Annotated in this window: 20 protein-coding genes; 6 read left to right on the forward strand and 14 right to left on the reverse strand. The window is 50.7% G+C overall.

Annotation, left to right across the window (positions count from 1 at the left end; genetic code table 11):
- The 3 genes from QZJ86_RS14695 to ppgK all read left to right on the forward strand — a co-directional run bounded on the left by QZJ86_RS14695 (position 1) and on the right by ppgK (position 1,344).
- The gene (locus QZJ86_RS14695) at positions 1-186 is read left to right on the forward strand and encodes a hypothetical protein (RefSeq protein ID WP_301671185.1); all 186 of its coding nucleotides are present in this window, start codon (positions 1-3) and stop codon (positions 184-186) included.
- A 61-nt stretch (positions 187-247) separates the two neighbouring features.
- Positions 248-448 carry a hypothetical protein gene (locus QZJ86_RS14700; RefSeq protein ID WP_301671186.1) on the forward strand — a complete coding sequence of 67 codons (201 nt, stop codon included), beginning with the start codon at positions 248-250 and terminating at the stop codon, positions 446-448.
- Positions 449-600: 152 nt separating this feature from the next.
- Positions 601-1,344 carry a polyphosphate--glucose phosphotransferase gene (ppgK, locus tag QZJ86_RS14705; protein ID WP_301671187.1) on the forward strand — a complete coding sequence of 248 codons (744 nt, stop codon included), beginning with the start codon at positions 601-603 and terminating at the stop codon, positions 1,342-1,344.
- 481 nt (positions 1,345-1,825) lie between these two features.
- Here ppgK and QZJ86_RS14710 read toward each other — a convergent pair whose 3' ends face one another.
- From QZJ86_RS14710 to QZJ86_RS14775, 14 genes are all read right to left on the reverse strand, one after another.
- Positions 1,826-2,416: an LOG family protein gene (locus QZJ86_RS14710; RefSeq protein ID WP_301671189.1), complete on the reverse strand. Its 591-nt coding sequence runs from the start codon at positions 2,414-2,416 to the stop codon at positions 1,826-1,828.
- Positions 2,417-2,489: 73 nt separating this feature from the next.
- Entirely contained in the window at positions 2,490-3,209 is a 720-nt protein-coding gene (locus QZJ86_RS14715) for a YebC/PmpR family DNA-binding transcriptional regulator (protein WP_301671191.1), read from the reverse strand.
- Between the two features lie 28 nt (positions 3,210-3,237).
- Positions 3,238-3,399 (reverse strand): hypothetical protein, encoded by a 162-nt coding sequence (locus QZJ86_RS14720; RefSeq protein ID WP_301671193.1) that lies wholly within the window; start codon positions 3,397-3,399, stop codon positions 3,238-3,240.
- A 117-nt stretch (positions 3,400-3,516) separates the two neighbouring features.
- Positions 3,517-3,687, reverse strand: a complete 171-nt coding sequence (locus tag QZJ86_RS14725) for a hypothetical protein (protein WP_301671195.1) — start codon at positions 3,685-3,687, stop codon at positions 3,517-3,519.
- A gap of 24 nt (positions 3,688-3,711) precedes the next feature.
- On the reverse strand, positions 3,712-4,923 hold the full coding sequence (locus tag QZJ86_RS14730; protein WP_301671196.1) for a S8 family peptidase: 1,212 nt from the start codon (positions 4,921-4,923) through the stop codon (positions 3,712-3,714).
- Entirely contained in the window at positions 4,920-5,576 is a 657-nt protein-coding gene (locus tag QZJ86_RS14735) for a zf-HC2 domain-containing protein (protein WP_301671197.1), read from the reverse strand. Before QZJ86_RS14735 ends, QZJ86_RS14730 begins: the two co-directional genes overlap by 4 nt.
- Positions 5,577-5,579: 3 nt before the next feature.
- Positions 5,580-6,140, reverse strand: coding sequence for an RNA polymerase sigma factor (locus QZJ86_RS14740; protein WP_301671198.1), 561 nt, complete (start codon positions 6,138-6,140; stop codon positions 5,580-5,582).
- A 110-nt stretch (positions 6,141-6,250) separates the two neighbouring features.
- Positions 6,251-6,976 carry a TorF family putative porin gene (locus QZJ86_RS14745; protein WP_301671199.1) on the reverse strand — a complete coding sequence of 242 codons (726 nt, stop codon included), beginning with the start codon at positions 6,974-6,976 and terminating at the stop codon, positions 6,251-6,253.
- 447 nt (positions 6,977-7,423) lie between these two features.
- A complete protein-coding gene (locus tag QZJ86_RS14750; RefSeq protein WP_301671200.1) occupies positions 7,424-10,147 on the reverse strand; it encodes an MtrB/PioB family decaheme-associated outer membrane protein in 2,724 nt (907 codons plus the stop codon).
- A gap of 20 nt (positions 10,148-10,167) precedes the next feature.
- The gene (locus QZJ86_RS14755; protein WP_301671201.1) at positions 10,168-11,205 is read right to left on the reverse strand and encodes a DmsE family decaheme c-type cytochrome; all 1,038 of its coding nucleotides are present in this window, start codon (positions 11,203-11,205) and stop codon (positions 10,168-10,170) included.
- A gap of 68 nt (positions 11,206-11,273) precedes the next feature.
- Entirely contained in the window at positions 11,274-11,636 is a 363-nt protein-coding gene (locus QZJ86_RS14760; protein WP_301671203.1) for a c-type cytochrome, read from the reverse strand.
- Between the two features lie 103 nt (positions 11,637-11,739).
- A complete protein-coding gene (locus QZJ86_RS14765; protein WP_301671205.1) occupies positions 11,740-12,435 on the reverse strand; it encodes a cytochrome b in 696 nt (231 codons plus the stop codon).
- A gap of 412 nt (positions 12,436-12,847) precedes the next feature.
- On the reverse strand, positions 12,848-14,236 hold the full coding sequence (locus QZJ86_RS14770; RefSeq protein ID WP_301671207.1) for an ATP-binding protein: 1,389 nt from the start codon (positions 14,234-14,236) through the stop codon (positions 12,848-12,850).
- On the reverse strand, positions 14,233-14,952 hold the full coding sequence (locus QZJ86_RS14775; RefSeq protein ID WP_301671209.1) for a response regulator: 720 nt from the start codon (positions 14,950-14,952) through the stop codon (positions 14,233-14,235). The genes QZJ86_RS14770 and QZJ86_RS14775 overlap by 4 nt, the downstream gene beginning before the upstream one ends.
- A gap of 169 nt (positions 14,953-15,121) precedes the next feature.
- On the opposite strand from QZJ86_RS14775, the gene QZJ86_RS14780 reads away from it, so the two are divergent.
- Genes QZJ86_RS14780 through QZJ86_RS14790 form a run of 3 tightly spaced genes read left to right on the forward strand, consistent with a single transcriptional unit; the run spans position 15,122 to position 17,369 of the window.
- Entirely contained in the window at positions 15,122-16,267 is a 1,146-nt protein-coding gene (locus tag QZJ86_RS14780) for a methyltransferase family protein (protein WP_301671211.1), read from the forward strand.
- 25 nt (positions 16,268-16,292) lie between these two features.
- Positions 16,293-16,871, forward strand: a complete 579-nt coding sequence (locus tag QZJ86_RS14785; protein ID WP_301671213.1) for a hypothetical protein — start codon at positions 16,293-16,295, stop codon at positions 16,869-16,871.
- A 57-nt stretch (positions 16,872-16,928) separates the two neighbouring features.
- Positions 16,929-17,369 (forward strand): hypothetical protein, encoded by a 441-nt coding sequence (locus tag QZJ86_RS14790; RefSeq protein WP_301671215.1) that lies wholly within the window; start codon positions 16,929-16,931, stop codon positions 17,367-17,369.
- The last annotated feature ends 34 nt before the right edge of the window (positions 17,370-17,403 follow it).

The raw sequence follows: 17,403 nt of genomic DNA on the forward strand, positions 1-17,403 counted from the left end.
ATGAAAGCACTCCGTAAAATCACTCATTGCAGCCGCTGTGGCGACTTATTATCGCATCACGAAAAACGGCACACCGAAAGCGCAGGGTTATGCGCTTTCTGCGATCAGATTCGCAGCGAAGCCCTGCAAATTTATCAGGAAACACATGCAGACAAAGGTGATCAGCGTCGTTTCAGATTGATTTAACCGTTGTAAATCCAACAACGCTGGCAAAATATTTTTAATCCCAACCCAAAAGGAGGCAAACATGTCTGACCAGGCATTTTTGAAAACCTGTGCACGCGAATTCAAGCGATGCGCCATCAGCCTGTGCTTGATTATTGTGGGCTTATTCCTGGCAACCCAGAATGCACCGGCCGCCGGTGCGGCACCTTTGCCGATTCAAAATCAAATAGATGGCCGGGGAATATCGCCTATGGAACATCCTACAATCTTTCAGTTTCATTAATCCAGCCCCGAAATAAAGGCAGTTCGAGGGCTTTCTTGAGAGTATCCCTTTTTCAACTGCAGCAATCGTCCCTGTTAATGCTTATAAATGTAGTCTTCGGATGAGCATCGCTTAAAATGCTCAGCCAAAACAACTCATTTTCAGGACGTATTATGCAAATTCTCGGTGTGGATATAGGCGGCTCGGGTATAAAAGGCGCAATTGTCGATACGGAAACCGGCAAACTCATCACGGAGCGTCACCGGATCGAGACACCACAACCCGCTACGCCGGAAGCGATTGCGGCGGTGCTGGCCCAATTGGTCTTGCATTTTCACTGGAGCGGGCCGGTAGGCTGCGGTTTCCCCGCCGCTATTCAACAAGGCGTGGCGCGAACCGCATCCAATATAGCGAAATCGTTTATAGATACCGATATCGACCAATTGTTCTCAGCAGCTACCAATTGCCCTTGTTATAACGTAAACGATGCAGATGCGGCCGGCATGGCGGAAATTCATTTCGGCGCGGGCGCGGGTCAAGCTGGCGTGGTCTTACTAATCACCATTGGTACGGGACTGGGCTCTGCGCTTTTTTCGGATGGCAAGTTACTGCCCAATACGGAACTGGGCCACATGTATCTGGACAATGGCGTGGAAGCGGAACGCTATGCATCGGATGCCGTACGAAAAATCGAAGACTTAGGCTGGAAATCCTGGGGTAATCGTTTCAACGCTTACCTGACTCTGATGGAAAAACTATTTTGGCCCGATCTAATCATTCTTGGCGGTGGCGCCAGTAAGAAGTTCGATAAGTTTAAAGAGCAATTATCAGTGGAAGCCCCGGTGAAACCTGCCGCTTTTTTAAATCAGGCGGGTATTGTCGGCGCGGCATTGTATGCAAAATCTAAAATAAGTTGAGGTGCGTTAAAACTCGCTTATGGATTAACTGTCCGCTGGCGTAGTGTCAGAAGCCGATTCGGTTTTTCGCCCATGTCGAAAGAACGAGTGGTTGAGCCTTGAACGGTATCTTTCTTTTTGAGCTTAGCCAATTGTTCTAGGAAGTAAGCATCGTAATGCCAGTCGGAACGCGGTGGTGGTGGGGTATGTAATGTGGTCATATAAACCTTAAATTGAGGTGTTTAAAAAATCTCCCATACGACTTAAGTCACCATGTGTTTGGCTGAAAACGTTATGTCGAAAGGGAAAAAAGCGTGGAATCAATCTTTGCAAGGTGCGGATGGACTGCTAAAAAGCATCGGCAACGAATGAGGGGTAATCGCTGAACGACAGTTTACCACTAGACTGCCTAAAATAATCACTGTTTATTGGCCGATCCGTTCAATCGGATTTTACAAAAGCAGTTTCCCACGCTTGCAAACGTCATTGGCACGACCATCAATCAGGTTTCATCCTCACTAAGCCAATGTTTTACAGCAGGCGGCTGATAATTGCTATAGCGATCAAGCAAAAGATTCGGGTCGGTTTCCATTATCAACATGCCGCGATGGTGGGGTTTAACAAATTGCTCCGCCAGGACGTGATCTAAAAACTGGATCAAGGCATCGTAATAACCGGCCACGTTCAGCAATCCGCAGGGCTTATCGTGAAAACCCAGCTGCGCCCAAGTCCAGATCTCAAATAATTCCTCGAGTGTGCCGATGCCGCCGGGCAACGCGATGAAGCCATCGGATAACTCGGCCATCCGCATCTTTCTTTCATGCATGGATGACGTGACATGCAGTTCGGTGAGATTAGGATGGGCGACTTCTTTATGCGCCAAAGCCTTCGGTATCACGCCGATGACTTGCCCACCGAGCTTCAACACCCGATCGGCCACCATCCCCATAATGCCGATGCCGGCGCCGCCGTACACCAATCTGATGTTGCGACTGACGAGCGCTTCGGCCAGTCCGAACGCCGCCGTGGCGTATGCTTCCCGCCGTCCGGGGCTGGAACCGCAATAGACGCAAATACTGTTAATGGGCTGCATAATGATTATTCAAAGGCCAATTCTGCGATTAGGCGTGGTGAGCGACGCATCCGGCTCAATGCCCTGCCACTACCTAAACACCCTCGACATCGTGGTAAACGCTCTGGACATCGTCCAGTTCGTTCAACATGTCCAGAAATTTTTCAAACAAGGCTACATCGTCGCCGCTAATCGTGGTGGCGCCTTTCGGCAAAAATTGAATCTCGTCCACCTCGAAATCGATTTCGCCCAACAAGTCGCTTAGCGCTTGCTTGGCCTTAAAGTAATCGGCTTGGGGGGTAAAGACGGTGATTTTGCCATCGTCGCTTTCGATATCGTTCACATCCACATCGGCCGCCAGCAATGCTTCCAGCACCGCATCCTCATCGTCGTGCTTAAACGCCAGGATCGCGGCATGGTCGAACATATGGCTGACAGTACCTTGCGTACCGATTTTGCATTTTGTTTTAGTAAAACACAGGCGCACATCGCCGAAAGTACGGTTAGGGTTATCGGTCAAGCAATCGACAATCACCATGCAACCGCCCGGCCCAAAGCCTTCGTAGCGCGCCGGCGCAAAATCTTCGCCACCACCGCCCTTAGCCTTGTCGATGGCTTTTTCAATGACATGGGAAGGCACTTGGTCTTTCTTGGCTCGATCAATCAACCCGCGCAAGGCCAAGTTTCCTGACGGGTCGATGCCTCCCGCTTTAGCGGCCACATAGATTTCGCGGCCGTATTTGCTATAGACCTTTGTCTTGGCGTCCGCCGTTTTAGCCATGGACACTTTACGGTTTTGATAGGCTCTACCCATTTGTTGATTGCTCCATTGAAAGCGAAGATTAAACCGCGAATTTTACAGACAAGTCTTTACATAGGGAATTGATGAGTTGGTTGATAGTGATGCCGTTGAAGATGGCCGCCATGCGCAACACCGCTTTGGCGTCATGGGCAAAACGCCATCTGTAATCACTGGAAACCGCGGATATCAGGGCCAGACGCATATCGCCCAAGCCAAAATCTAACGATTGCAGGACAAGACAGGTAAAAATCTCGTTTGATATTTGCCCCCATTATCGCAACGCGCAGACAATTTCGGCCTTCAAGGGCATCGATAGGGCTTAAAAAGTAAGCTTGATGATTTTTTTAAGAAGCACTGCAGAAACTTTTACGAAATCTATCGCCTGATCGCTACCTACAACGGCCTCATCGATATTTTTCTTTATTTTTCCATCCATCCTTGACGCAAGGTTCAACATTGAGGTTTTACTATGGACTTTATCGGCATGCATTGCAGTTGCGCTGGCGATGAGGACTCAGTTGATTTTTTGCTCGCTGAGGCCAGCGCTAAGTTCGCGGTGCAATTGTTGACGAATGTCGGCGCTACGCCATCCAGGGTGTTGTTGCAACATCAACGCAATCATGCCGGCAACGTGCGGAGTAGCAAACGAACTGCCCGTCATGAAATCATAGGCCTGGTGTGGCACCGTGGTCAGTATGTCCCGCCCCGGTGCAAACACGGCTTTCGCCACTTGCTCGCCACCACAACCGACGGCAATCACATCGGGCATAGAAGCCGGAAAACTATTTTTTTGGGCATCTGGCGATATCGCCGCGACGACCATCACGCCCTTGCTGAGGGCTTTTTCAATCAACATTTTGAGTAACGGATCTTCTGGCCCGGCCAGGCTGAGATTGATGATTTGGCTGTCCATTCGCAAGGCTTGATTCAGCGCTAATGCGAGGGTAAAACTGTTGCAATGTGCCGTTAACGCGCCTGATTGTTCCGGCCAACAGGCGCGGAATGCCAGAATCTCGGCATCCGGCGCAATCCCGGCTATGCCGATGCCGTTGTCAGGCCGAGCCGATAATACTCCTATAACCGCAGTGCCATGCCAATCGGCCAGATCGTGATCCACAGGCTCTGGCGCCTGGTTTTCCGAGTAGCTGATTTGGCCTTTTAAATCTGGGTGTTCCAAGTCGACGCCAGTATCGATCACAGCGATACGCACACCTCGACCAGTGCTGGTTTTATGGCGTTCGGCGATGCCTAGCGCTTGAAATCCGCTTTGTAGTTTAAGATAGGGGTCGCTGTAATTAGGGGCTCTGGATTGCGGCTCGCTTAACACCTTAAAATTCTGCATCGGTTGAACCAAGCCAACATTCCGATCCTCTTTCAGGGCCTCCAGTGTTTGCTGCAGCGATACATTAGCCGGTACTTCATATACCACGCAACTGACGCCCAGCTCAGTCACTGGCCACTGAACGATATAGTTCAATCGATAACGTTCGGCTAATTGTTGTGCCTGACGTTCGCTCCAACTGGAATTACTGTATTGGCCGTGCACCCGGTAAGAGTCTTGAGTGTTACCGGACAGATCTCGATTGATACTTCGGTCTACAAAAGTTACTAACAGACAGCGTTCTTCGTCAGCTTGATCGCCGAGTTTGGTTAAATCGGTTCTCGCAGCACAACCAGCCACCAATGCCAGCAATAACAGAATGAACGTAGAAAACAGTCGACTCATTGCCGTACCGGTTCGGCCAGTAGAACACCACGGTGGCTACGTAATAATGCCAAAGCCTGATCGGTCGTCAAGTGGCTGGCTGTATCCAATTTGATGGTAAAAGCCCCCATACTATTGGCTTGGCCGATTTTTTGCGCCTGAATTCGTGCCAGCAACTCATCCATCACCTCACTCGACATCTCTTTGGCAAACACCACTTTTAACAGGGCGTGCTCGCTCTGAATCGGTTGACTGGCCGACAAGGTGGTGTACTCAAAATTGACCATGGCTTTCTCTGTAGGCCAAATACTTAAGCCAATTAACAACAGCAGCGAAGCCGCCAGACTCAGGCTGGCGATTGCGGCACGTTGATAACGTCGACTAGGCAGAGATGTCGGAATCGGTGTACTTGATACTGATTTAGCTTGGCAGTGTTTGCCCAACCGCATACGTAACCGAGCGAATGAAGCTTCTGCGGAGACTTCAAGGTCGCTGGGGGCAATAATTTGCTCTGCCAACTTTTGTAAATTCAGCCATTCACGGCGACACACCAGGCATTGCTTCAGGTGTTGCTCAACCTGTTGATGCTGCTCGTACGACAAAGTCTGGTTAATATACCAGGGCAACAATTGTTGAATTTCGCGATGCAGATCGCTAGCGGTCGTAGTTGGCATGAATTAGTGCTCCATTGCAGTTGCAAAGGCATGCAGTTTTTTGCGGGCATGAAACATGCGGGTTTTGACCGTATTTTCGGGACAGTCGAGAATCTGCGCAATCTCCTGATAGGACATGCCGTGAAAAAATGTTAGTTCTATTACCGCACGCTGGTCGGCGGATAGATGCGCCAAGGCGATATTCAACCAATCCTGATTTTCGATATTCTGCGCCAGATCAGCCATAGGGTCATCGATGGTTTCGCTCAATTCGTCCATATCCAGATCATTGAAGCGTTTTGCGTTTTTACTCATCGCTTTCAAGGCTTTACGATAGGCAATGCCGAATACCCAAGTCGATATCTTGCTGTTGTAGGTAAAGCGTTGTGGTTGCTGCCAGACCAGCAGCAAGGTTTCCTGGATCAGTTCTTCGACCAATTCTGGTTGGCGGGTGGTACGCAGGATAAAGCGCAATAGCCTTGAATAATAAAGCTTGTAAAAAGCCTCAAAGGCCTTCGCATCGCCATCGACGATGGCGCCAAGCAATGCATATTCGTCAACTCCGCTTACGGCTTTGGTTGACATAGAAAAAGGCTGCGATTTGACAAGTTTCAGCATAGTCAGCGAAGTTTTGCGTTGTCTGTTCCACTGTATGCCTTAAATCCTTTTGCCGGTTCAATGAGAAAGAAATTTTTTTAGAATCCTAGCGTCATCGAAAATAGATATTGATTATCCTGTTGACGCAGATAAAACTCGTCGAGATAGGGTTCAGCCTCGTAATGCTCATGCAAACTGGAATCTACATAGCGCAAGTCAAAAGCCAGGTAATTGGTCGCAAACCAGGATACCCCTGCGTTCCAGTAAAAATAATTTTGTCCCAATAACGCCCCAGCCCGATAGTAACCTGCTCCAGCGGATAGCTGCAGATTATCCAGTAAATCGTGACGTAGATTTAGCTCGTAATTCAGCGTATCGACTTCGCGCTGATACGCATCCGGCGCAAATGCTATTTGCACAGTCAACCAGTCTTGGTAATGCAATGATCCGTATAATTCAGCGTACTCGGCACGATGGTTGAACAGTTTGTTATCGAAAACATAGCCCCGCGCCGATACTTCGCCACGCCAATCACCTGCAAGTAACTGGCTCCAGCCCAGATAAGGCTGCAATTCCATTTCGGCTCTGTCGCGATTTAGAATATCGTCAAAACGTACCTGAGATAGTTCCACACCGCTAAACCAGCCAGCCGAGTTTTGATACTCCAAATGTGCTTGAACGACCGGATTTCCGCGACTTTTGGAATAGCCTCGGTAAATGTATTCACTAATTAATTTGACGTCACCATGCCAGTCCGCCTCGACGCAGGAAATAACTGGGACTGATAACAAAAAAAGGCTTAGCCAATAACCAGGATTTTTCATTTTGCGGTTAAGTCGGCTTAAGTAGAGTACAGAAAAGATAGCTGTCCATGCATCCTTTTAGGCATTTACTGTTCGGTATTCTCCTAATTGTAACAGCAAAGAGTTATTTGACATTGTCAAGAACATACCCCATCTGCATGACAAATCGTTAATTTATTGCGGGATGCCTGGAGAGAATAAGGAAAGGCTCAGGTATGCAACAGAAAGAAAAACAGCCTGACCATTCTGTGTAGTGTCACATTTTGTTTTTTGTGCGTTCCATTTTGGCGAAGGATTAACCCACAATTCGCCAAGAATGACAGCCACTATGTCTAGCGAGAGACAGGTCAAATTGTCCACCATACCACTAACGTAGCAGTTATGGTTTTCCTTGGGCAGCAGTTGCCCTATCACCGGCTTCGCTTCATTCTAAACATTTAATGTTCTATGTAAGCTACTCAAGAAAACTCACTGGAAGCTGTAGTTGAAAGCCAAGCCAATCGCATGTATCGAGTACGCCGGCGCCGATTCGTAGGTTGGTAAAACCGCGGCTAAGCCACCCGGCTGCATGCCTTGATAGGCATAATCGCTGGAATTTAGATGGAGGTATGAATACATCGCACGAATTGATGAGGACTTATCGATGGCATATTGGGCGGTCAACTGCAATTCTACTGTGTCGGTGCTTACCGCCGGCAGTTTCGTTGCCGGAATAAAAAACGCCGCCGTACTTGAAGCGGGGCTGCCGGCCGCAAGCGCTGGATTGTTGGCGTAGTTTCCACCGTTGATGTCGACATTGGTTTGAGCCCAACTAAATACCAGATTTCCTGTTAAGGACAGTTTGCCAGACAACAAGCCGTTTTTAGCCAATGAAAGCCCCAAAACATCGACGTCATTTTGCATGTCTGAAAACCAGTTCAAGCACGGATCGATTTTGTTGTTGAGATTGCGCTGCAACAGCGTCGTGTAGTTATTGCAACTGCTGCTACCAGCCAACTGGGTTGCGCCATTGACATTCGCAGCGTTGGAGTTTGCCGTATAAGAATTGCCCGCCGTATTGGATAGTTGGTTCTGATGGCTATAAAACAGGCCGACGCTAAAGCTATCGCTCAAGGCATATGAAGCATCAAAATTAAAATCCCACTCCCTGGAGCTCTGTAATCCGTATGTCGAATCGGGATAATCGTCGTGGCTGAAATCAAGACTGCCCTGGAAAGACAGCCTCTCGGTAGCTTGCCAGTTTACGGCCGAGCGCAGTTTATGACGATCGCGGTTTGCCATGTTGAAGCGCCTCATGCCCAACAATTCGCTGATGCGATCCCGATTACCATACAGGCCGGGCGACAATGCATTGTTGTTGGTAAAAAACAGTGCCAGCGGGCTGCCGGCAAGCGGCTGCGGGTTTAATCCTGATGCAGGGCCATAACCGGTCAAGCCATAGTAGGCCATGGTGTTATAGGCTGTCGCGGGTAAACCGTTTGGCAACACCGTCGCGCCAGTCGGTACCACGTTGGCCATTGGCACCATCGCCAGCCAGGCGTTTTCGTCATAGTTCACCGAGCGTTTGGAAAACGCGTAGTCAATCTTGGTATTAAGGCTTGTGGTCATGTTCCAGCGCCACTGCAACTTACCGGTGTTTTCATTCGAGTTGGAGGCGTTCACACAGTTATACCATGCACCTGTGCAACTTCGATCGATGTTCTCCCACTCGTAACCGGCATTTAGCCAGTGGCTTTTTGCCAAATGATAGTTGCCGTTCAGCGTAATCTGGTTGGACATTTTGCTGTAAGGCATATTGGCATTGATGTTGATGTTGCTGCCCAAAGCACCGATTCCCAGCGCATTGATAAACGCAGCATTCGCGCTACCGGCGGCCGGCTCACCTGCGGCGTAATAAGCGTAGGTATTGATGGGCGTTTTATTGTCGCGGTTATCGTACTTGTAACCAACAGCCAAACTCAGGTCTTTGCTGGGCTTATTCGTTAGTTTAAGGTTGAATGTCGATGTTTCGACCAGCCCGTTTAAAGACGACACCGGCATCAGCACGGTACTGGTATCGGTCAGAAAGGCATCATTTTGCGTTGATCGCCCATAGCTTCCGCCCATGACCAACTTGGTTGTCGGTGAGAATGTGTAGCCGCCATTCATATTGAACTGATGAAACTGATTGTCCGGCGCCGTACTCATGGTATCGAAGCGAGTTTGCGAAGGCGTGCCGCTAAGCCCGCTCGCCGACGGCCCCCAATCCTGCCAGCGTACAGCGTTTATGTGGTTATAGAACAACGACCCGTAGTAGCCGATCTGCATAAACCCCTTCTCGCCGGTATAGCTCAAGTTGGCGTTGTACTGATCGGTAGTCTGGTTGATGGGATCGGGGAGAATGCTAACCCGTTCGCCAGTAATGGCTTTGCTGTCAAAACCCATCGGCTGGTAGCCGTTGCGGTCATCGCGTCTGGCGCTGGCCGTAAATTCCAATTCCGGCGTGATGAAATAACTCAATCCGCCGTCATATTTCTGCCGTTTGGTATAGAGGTTCACGTCGCGGAACAGCGGCAAATCGTTGTTTTGAATCGCGGCGGCGGCATTCGACTGCGCTGTTATTGGCGCCAGTAAAGCATTCGGATTAGCCAAAGTCGGCGCCAAGATACTCGATTGAGTGACATCTGCCGACAAACCACGAGCATTGCCAGTAGTAGTGTTTAGCTGCGGCAGCAATGGCACTCGCCAAGCATCTGGCAAAATGAAGTTACCGGCCCCGTCTCCGGAATAAGGCGTTCGATAACTATCCGAGCGGTTACGCAGTAACTCGTCGTATTCAAATTTCAGCTTCAGCTTGCCTTGCCATCCATATTCGCTGGTGACATTGCGGTTTTGCTGTCCCAGGTTAGTGCCATTGATCCGCCAGCGGCGAGTACTATCGCTGTCAAACCCGGCTCCGCCACGTAAATCGATATTGCCAATGCCATAGGCGCCTTCTTTATGAAGACCGTTATATTCGCCCGCCTTAAAAGAATCATCACTGTTATAAAGTACGCCGGCTTCTATCTTGCTAGTCGGGCGAGTCTGCTCTTTTACCTCTGGATCCTCATCCTCTGCCGCCAAAATGATAAAAGGCGTGCCAACTAATGCCATGATTGTGCCGATACTTTTTACGGCAGACCAAGTGAAAACCGCTGTATTTTTGATCTTCATGGTTACTCAACTCCAAGCCTTTAGCGCAAGAACGACGAACCCGCGGGGTGATTTGAACCGTGAACCATCACATGACAATTCGCACAGTTGCGCCCCGCCATCTGGGCGCGGCTAGCCGCGTTGGCCAACGGACTGAGTCCATTTATCGTGGTGAGATCGCCCTCTTGCAGGTTGGCACCGCTGTTGATTTGCGCGGAATGATTACCGCTATGACATTCCTGGCACAGCCAAGGCGACCTGGATTTCAGTAGCGGAGGATTATTCGACCCATGCGGTGTATGGCAATTGCTGCAATCTTCAGTGACCGGTTGATGCTCCCAAAGAAAGGGGCCGCGCTTCTCGGCATGACAGGTGTAGCAAGTCTCGTTAACCGAGTTCTTCACCAGCATTTTGGGCCCATTCGAGCCGTGTGGATTGTGGCACGAGGAGCATGCCATTTTGGCGAACAGCAAGGGATGCTTGGAAAAAAGCCTTGTCTCCGCGCGTTGGGTCTTATGGCAGGTATAGCAAACCTCGGATTGGGTGCCGGCGGTTTTCTCCAAGACTTTGTCCTTGGGTGTATGAGCGCTATGACAAGAAGAGCAAACCACGCCGTTGGTTTCATGCTGGCTGCTGGTCCAATGGGTCCGAAGCCCACTCTGATGGCAACTCATGCAGGTGTTATTGAGCAGATCGGCAGGAGATTTGTCGGCACCGGAAAAGACGACTTCAGTTTTTGGCCTCGTCTCGCCGTTGCCCTGGTTCTTTACGTGAGCATCGCTTTCGCCGTGGCAAGACTGACACGAAGGCGTTCTGACATCGGCGCGAACGCCGTGAGGGGTCTGGTAAATCGGCAATACTTTCGGCTTATCGGTTTCGTCATGACAGCGGGTACATATCTTGTCTCTTTCAAGAGAATGATCCGGTTTACTTTGAGCAGACTCTAGATTCGGCAGATTTAGCTGATTAGCGGGTTTGACAAATACATTGTCATTCACATTTTCCGCCGCAAATGCTGCGCAGACATTCAACAATAACAACCACAAAAACAGAGACAATCGTAGCCGTGACAATTTCATAAATTAAATCCCCTTGATTCGGCGACGGCCAGCTTTACCGTCGACACTTCCCCGGAATACCGTTTTCTTTATTCTGGTTTATAGGTCCCGCCAGGCAAGGACAGAATCCAACCGACTAGGTTTTTGATCGCTTCGGCGTCCTCTGATTTCACTTTCTTGTGCTTTTCTTCATGGCCATCGTCAAACTTGACCATCTCGCCCGAAGTAATGTGTTCGATAGCCCTGGCCTCTGCTTCGGCATACGGTTTGCCTTTATACTTTTCCGCATATTTGGCTGCGATGTCGCGGTAAGCAGCACCGTCTTTCTTCTTTTCGACGGCATGGCATTTGAAACATTTGCTTTCTTCAGCCAATGCTTTTGCCGCTTCTTCATCAAAGGCCAATGCCGGACAAACATGAGCCACGAAAACTAAAGTGGCGGAAAATAACAACTTAGCTAGATTCACAAAATTTCCTCGTGATCGATAAAGTAACAATGGGGAGTTACAGGTCAGGCTTTATCAGTTGCAGGAGTGAAAAGCCCGCAAAGAGTTTTTATTTCTGGCGCGCGTCCTGGGTATGCATTTGGCGGCCAGGTAACATGGCAAACAATACCTTGTCTTTTAAGATGTAATGGTGAAACAAAGCCCCGCCAATATGGAGTAACAAAACAGCCAATAATGCCCAGGATGCCCAAAGATGATAATCGGTTAGTTCATCAGCTAGATCAGGATCATCGGCTAACAAACGCGGCAGGTTGCACAGACCAAACAGAGCAAGATCGGTGTTATGAGCGTTGGTAATCGCCCACCCCAGCAAAGGCAAGACCAAAAGTAAGGCATAAAGCATCAAGTGGCACAAACCCGCGCACAATCGCATGAAGAACGACATGGCTTCGACCGGTTTCGCCAAACCAATCCAATATCTGACGCTTAAACGCAAAAACACACCCGCAAAAACTAACATCCCTAGCTGGCGATGCAGTTCAAGCAGTTCGATTCGAGAAGCCTTGTTTTCTACATACTCACGAAGGAACATGGCACTAACACCAACAATAAGTGCCAGCACAGTACCCCAATGTAAAGCAATGGTAGCCTTAGGATGTTTGACGGCTTCTGTCCCTGAAACCTTAAGCGAATGAGCAGTGTTTTTGGCTTGAGCTGGTTTATCGGAAGAATCTGAAGTGTAGCGTTTAGCTGTATTTCCCATTCGCCCAGCATTCTCCACCGCTGTGCTGCCTGATCTTGACATAAGGCTATCTCCATTTTCGACAAATTATTTGTTATTCGTAATGCTTTAATTCCTGGATACCCGTCACTCGAACATTGATTCGGGCCAAGTCGCCGAGAGCAACCGTCACCTGTTAATGGCGGGAAAGTCAAAAAGGTTCAAAGCGTTTAAAAAATAATCTGCGGAAGGAAATAGCTGGACGGTATTCAACAAGGGTTAATCAGTCCGTGTGGCTAAACCATTAGGGAAATAGGAACAAGATCGCACGAAGTTGCGCCGAATATCCAGTAACCCTGCGACGGGCCTAATCATAAAGCGAGCCAGGTGTATTAAGTTTGCCCTTGCAAAAGACAACCACTCTTTTTATAAGTGCGCACAATAACGGACGAAATTTGCCCGCCACTCTACCCCTGACTCAAAACGAACATAATACTCAAGATTCGACGCGATGGGTGTTGACAACAGTCGAAGCTGGAAGAGCGATTCTTACCAGGAGCCCACCGCCTGACCGGTCTTCCAATCGAATGTCGCCGCCATGGCAGTGTATGACGGTACGTGCCACCGTGAGACCAAGACCCGTGCCGCCGGTATCGCGGCTACGCGAGGACTCCAGCCGGTAAAACGGGGCAAACACACGGCTGCGCATCGCTGCCGGGATTCCTGGCCCTCGGTCGCCGACAGTGATTTCAACGGTATCCTGATCTTCAGCGAGAGACACGCTGGCCTCTTTTCCGTAAGTCAGGGCGTTATCGATGAGATTGGCCAATGCCCGACGCATGCTCACCGGACGGCCGCGATAATTCATATGCAGGGGCCCGTCATAACTGACGGCCCTTCCTGCATCCTGGAGGTCGTCGCAAAGACTTTGCACGAGCATGGCCAGATCAATCAGCGCGACGGCTTCGGATGCCGCGTCATCACGCGCGAACGACAAGCTCGAAACCAACATCGCTTGCATCTCGTCGAGATCCCCGATCGCTTTCTGGCGTTGCTGCGGATCAGCGATGAACTCCGTCCGAAACCGCAATCGCGTCAGCGCGGTCCTGAGATCGTGGGAAAGGGCAGCCAGCATTAAAGTGCGGTCTTCGATCAGACGGCGAATACGATTTTGCATGCTGTTGAAGGCGCGAGCGGCCTGGCGAATCTCCTCGGGTCCTGCTTCGGCGTTTAGCGGCGGCGCATCCACGTTTGCGCCGAGCCGTTCCGCAGCCAGGGAAAACTGTGCCAACGGGGCCGTTACCTTCCGTGCGGCCCACACACCAAGTCCCGCGATGCCCCCAATCAGAAGACCTGAGGCCAGCACCAGCCGCAATGTCCACAGTCCACTTATCTGTTCGTTCTCGATCACGAAATGTAGCCAGGTATGGTCCGACAACTCTATCCATGCCTCGGCCGGCGCTGTTTCGGGCATTATCGATATAGCAGATGAAGGTGCGTCGGCCGGGTAACCTGTTTGGACCCGATCAACACCTTGAATTTTCGAAAATACCCTTACATCCCGCGCCAGATGGCGAGTCATGCTGTCCTGACGCAGCGGCGGCGGGGTTTTAGTTGAAGACCAGGCCACCGACAAGCCGGTTTCGCTCAAAGGCGAAAGCCAGGCCGGACGGGCATCCGGCGGTGCTTGGTCCATGATCGAAACGATCGCGGCGATGCGGTGCAGGTTGTGGGCTGTCTCATCCCAACCCTTGCCATGGAAAATATCCAGCATATAAACCGATGCACTGCCGGTCGCCGTCAGAATTAGGCCGGCAAATAACAGCCCGATGATTCTGCCGGTAATGGTGTCGGGCAGCAGGCGAAGGCAGCCGTTTCGTTTCATGGTTCGCGCACGACATTCGGTTGAAATACGTAACCGCCGCCGCGCACGGTCTTGATCAGCGCGGGCTCGTTCGGATCGGCTTCGATTTTGCGCCGTAAACGGCTCAATTGGACATCGATGCTACGATCGTAGGCAGTGGCCACACGTCCCCGCGTCAAATCCAGTAACTGTTCGCGATTCAATATCCGCTGTGGCCGTTCCGCGAAGGCGACTAATAGATCAAATTCGCCGCCAGTCAACGGCATCAGCGCGCCTTCGGGAGAATACAGTTCACGCTTGGACAGATCGATCCGCCAACCCTCGAACACCAGCGTTTTTCCGCCACTTCGGGATACGCCCGACGCGCTGCCGGTGCGACGCAACACGGCCCTGATGCGGGCCAGCAGTTCGCGTGGATTGAACGGTTTGACGAGATAATCGTCGGCACCCATTTCCAGCCCGATGATGCGGTCTATCTCTTCGGCCAGCGCCGTCAACATGATGATGGGGACACTCGATGTACTCCGTAACCGTCGGCACAACCCCAGACCGTCTTCACCGGGAAGCATCAGGTCGAGCACTATCAGGTCGAAGCGCGCCGTTTCCAGCAGCTTGTCCATCGCGCGTCCATCCGCCGCCGCATCCACCCTAAACTCGTGCCGAGTCAGGAATGCCGTTAGCAACTGTCGGAGCTCGCGATCATCGTCGACAATCAGAATATGAGGAGACTGGATCATGATGGATGCATCATATAGGCGTGTCCTCAATACTGAGGAAAAATTTTGTAACAGAGTATTACAAAACAGGATTCTGAAATTCAGCGTAACAAAAATCCTTGGCTGTTGAAACCGTTCAGTTACACAAGGCGATTACGCTATTACTCATCCAGAACGGAGGACATCAGCGATGACGACTAACCCTAAATCCGATTTAACCAATTTCATTGTAAACCTGTTTAAACCCGCGGCATGCTTGTTTTATCTTGCGATTGGCTTGGAAATTCTGTTCATGATCAGTCCGGCAGCATTGTATTTTTATGCGCTTTATGGCCCGGCATTGAACTTCCTCGATCAATGGACAGGCACTGCCTGGCTTACTCAGTTTTTCCTGCCGCATATCTCCACGACCCGAAGTGCCATACTCAATGCGCTTCCCTGGATAGGTGGAATCTGTATGCTGATCGGGATAGTTGTGTTTTTGGCCGCCGCGATTCAGATTTATACCGCTAAACTTCGCCGTTGCGGACTCGTTACGACCGGCCTTTATCGCTACAGTCGGCATCCGCAATATGTCGGATTGGCGTTGCTTGGTCTGGGTGCCTTGCTGCTTTGGCCGCGCTTTTTGGTGTTGATCGCCTATGTGCTGATGCTGTTTCTATACCGGTCTCTGGCAGCCCTGGAAGAACGCCGCTGCGTAGCCGGTTTCGGCGAGCGCTACCGGGAATACGAAATTCATACCGAGCGATTTCTGCCTGTTCTTCAGCCTTGGAAATTGTTCGCGACCGTCGGGATAGCGAATCAGTGGATGCCGTTCCGTCGTGCCGCACTGGGCGCCATCGCCGGCATCATCATTAGCCTGGCACTCGCCTTTGGTTTACGGGAATATTCGCTGGCGAGCATTACGGCCCATTATCAAGCCCAGGCTGCCGTGCTTTCGCCCGCACGCCTGAGTGACCACGAATTGCTTGCGGCCTATCAAACGGCGCTGAATGAGGCCGGTATCCGGCAAATTACATCAAGCAGCAGTGAAACGCCTCTGTTGATTCATGTAGTGCCCAAGGCATGGCATCTGGCCGATCTGCCGCTGGAGACCAAATCGGTGCGCGGTGGTCACGATACCCCGGATGACTTCGACCGGCGCCGCTATAAGGTGCTCTTTAGCCGGGTCCGCAGCCACGAAGCCCATGCCTCGGGAAAAGCGATCGTTCGATCCGCGTATGGTTTAGATCCCTTGCGGCTGGTAGAAGTCAATATAGAAACCGGCACCATTACCGCCGCCGTTTCCCCGCCGGCGCATGTGCGCTGGGGCGATATTTCGACGCCGTTATTTTAAAAGCTGGAACAAACGGATATTAGCCATGATTTTGAGGATTTTGCCCAAGCTTTCGATCCCTGGCGTACTGATATTGTCTGTGTTTATCGCGACGGTTCTTAATCCTTCCGTTTCCCGCGGTCAGGAAAAAAATGAATCGTCTGATGAACTGCAGCTTGGCTATGAGGCCTTTGACCAGCACCCAGGCAGCGGCTGGCGGAAAATTGCCGACACCGGAAAGTATAGGGAAGCCGCCAGACTCATCGATCGCTACCAACAAGAGACTAAAGGGCTTACGAAATGGCAGCGAGTGAATCTGCAATTCCACGCTGGCCAGCTCTACACGGTAGCGGGTGATAAAGACCTAGCGCGGGCTCGTTTCAAGACGGCGCTCTTCGAGCAAGAGTCGCCTGACGCGCCAGTCAAATGGAACGCGCATGTCGGCGCCACCATCGCGTTCCTGGAACGGGATCGTCAGAAACTGGCCGAATTGCGGGAGGCGATTGCCAGAGGGCCGAAATTTCAGGGAATAGTGCCGAATCTGGATGTGGTCGATCGCTTGATCGCCTGTTTCGATGAACCCTATGTATTTGCCTATCGCGAGCCGACCGAGCAGTGCAAATGACAAGCCAGCGATAGCACGAGACCTTGCTTTAAAAATAATGGATCAAGGAGATACAAAATGAATTTACAACGATTGACGCGATTCGTTGCTGCGGCAACATTTACGATCTCGGGTTTGGGCTGCGCCGGTTGTTCCTTTCACGACAAGACTGGAGCCGATGGTGTTGAGCTCATCAAGATAGATGGAAACGGGCAAAGCGTTTCTGCTTTTCGCCCTGGCTTGTTCGATCTCATTGTCTCGGGCGACGCCAATACCATCCAAATTCCTTGCGGAAGTGCCATCAGGAACTTAAGGGTTTCTGGAGTCAACCACCACATTACAGGCTTAGCCGGAGCGTCAGTGCAGCTTATTCGTCTATCCGGGACCGGCACGGTAATCCATCTGCCGTCTGATGTGCATCCGACAGTTCAAGGTAGCGGTGTAAACAACCGGGTTCTCAACGACATCGATGGTTCGGAACGCGCCTGTCCAACCGATGCAAAAAACGATAAAACTTGATGTTGGCGATGGCGATGCTGACGAAAAATTAAAT

Origin of the sequence: Methylomonas montana (assembly GCF_030490285.1) — a bacterium.
Lineage (GTDB): Bacteria > Pseudomonadota > Gammaproteobacteria > Methylococcales > Methylomonadaceae > Methylomonas > Methylomonas montana.

What these genes read in the sequence shown, in the direction of transcription:
- QZJ86_RS14715 (WP_301671191.1), bottom strand. Translation starts at nt 3,209, where the DNA reads ATGGGTAGAGCCTATCAAAACCGTAAAGTGTCCATGGCTAAAACGGCG.
- QZJ86_RS14785 (WP_301671213.1), top strand. Translation starts at nt 16,293, where the DNA reads ATGATTTTGAGGATTTTGCCCAAGCTTTCGATCCCTGGCGTACTGATA.
- QZJ86_RS14765 (WP_301671205.1), bottom strand. Translation starts at nt 12,435, where the DNA reads ATGTCAAGATCAGGCAGCACAGCGGTGGAGAATGCTGGGCGAATGGGA.
- QZJ86_RS14695 (WP_301671185.1), top strand. Translation starts at nt 1, where the DNA reads ATGAAAGCACTCCGTAAAATCACTCATTGCAGCCGCTGTGGCGACTTA.
- QZJ86_RS14775 (WP_301671209.1), bottom strand. Translation starts at nt 14,952, where the DNA reads ATGATCCAGTCTCCTCATATTCTGATTGTCGACGATGATCGCGAGCTC.
- QZJ86_RS14720 (WP_301671193.1), bottom strand. Translation starts at nt 3,399, where the DNA reads ATGCGTCTGGCCCTGATATCCGCGGTTTCCAGTGATTACAGATGGCGT.
- ppgK (WP_301671187.1), top strand. Translation starts at nt 601, where the DNA reads ATGCAAATTCTCGGTGTGGATATAGGCGGCTCGGGTATAAAAGGCGCA.
- QZJ86_RS14790 (WP_301671215.1), top strand. Translation starts at nt 16,929, where the DNA reads ATGAATTTACAACGATTGACGCGATTCGTTGCTGCGGCAACATTTACG.
- QZJ86_RS14735 (WP_301671197.1), bottom strand. Translation starts at nt 5,576, where the DNA reads ATGCCAACTACGACCGCTAGCGATCTGCATCGCGAAATTCAACAATTG.
- QZJ86_RS14710 (WP_301671189.1), bottom strand. Translation starts at nt 2,416, where the DNA reads ATGCAGCCCATTAACAGTATTTGCGTCTATTGCGGTTCCAGCCCCGGA.
- QZJ86_RS14745 (WP_301671199.1), bottom strand. Translation starts at nt 6,976, where the DNA reads ATGAAAAATCCTGGTTATTGGCTAAGCCTTTTTTTGTTATCAGTCCCA.
- QZJ86_RS14700 (WP_301671186.1), top strand. Translation starts at nt 248, where the DNA reads ATGTCTGACCAGGCATTTTTGAAAACCTGTGCACGCGAATTCAAGCGA.
- QZJ86_RS14740 (WP_301671198.1), bottom strand. Translation starts at nt 6,140, where the DNA reads ATGTCAACCAAAGCCGTAAGCGGAGTTGACGAATATGCATTGCTTGGC.
- QZJ86_RS14780 (WP_301671211.1), top strand. Translation starts at nt 15,122, where the DNA reads ATGACGACTAACCCTAAATCCGATTTAACCAATTTCATTGTAAACCTG.
- QZJ86_RS14750 (WP_301671200.1), bottom strand. Translation starts at nt 10,147, where the DNA reads ATGAAGATCAAAAATACAGCGGTTTTCACTTGGTCTGCCGTAAAAAGT.
- QZJ86_RS14725 (WP_301671195.1), bottom strand. Translation starts at nt 3,687, where the DNA reads ATGCATGCCGATAAAGTCCATAGTAAAACCTCAATGTTGAACCTTGCG.
- QZJ86_RS14755 (WP_301671201.1), bottom strand. Translation starts at nt 11,205, where the DNA reads ATGAAATTGTCACGGCTACGATTGTCTCTGTTTTTGTGGTTGTTATTG.
- QZJ86_RS14770 (WP_301671207.1), bottom strand. Translation starts at nt 14,236, where the DNA reads ATGAAACGAAACGGCTGCCTTCGCCTGCTGCCCGACACCATTACCGGC.
- QZJ86_RS14730 (WP_301671196.1), bottom strand. Translation starts at nt 4,923, where the DNA reads ATGAGTCGACTGTTTTCTACGTTCATTCTGTTATTGCTGGCATTGGTG.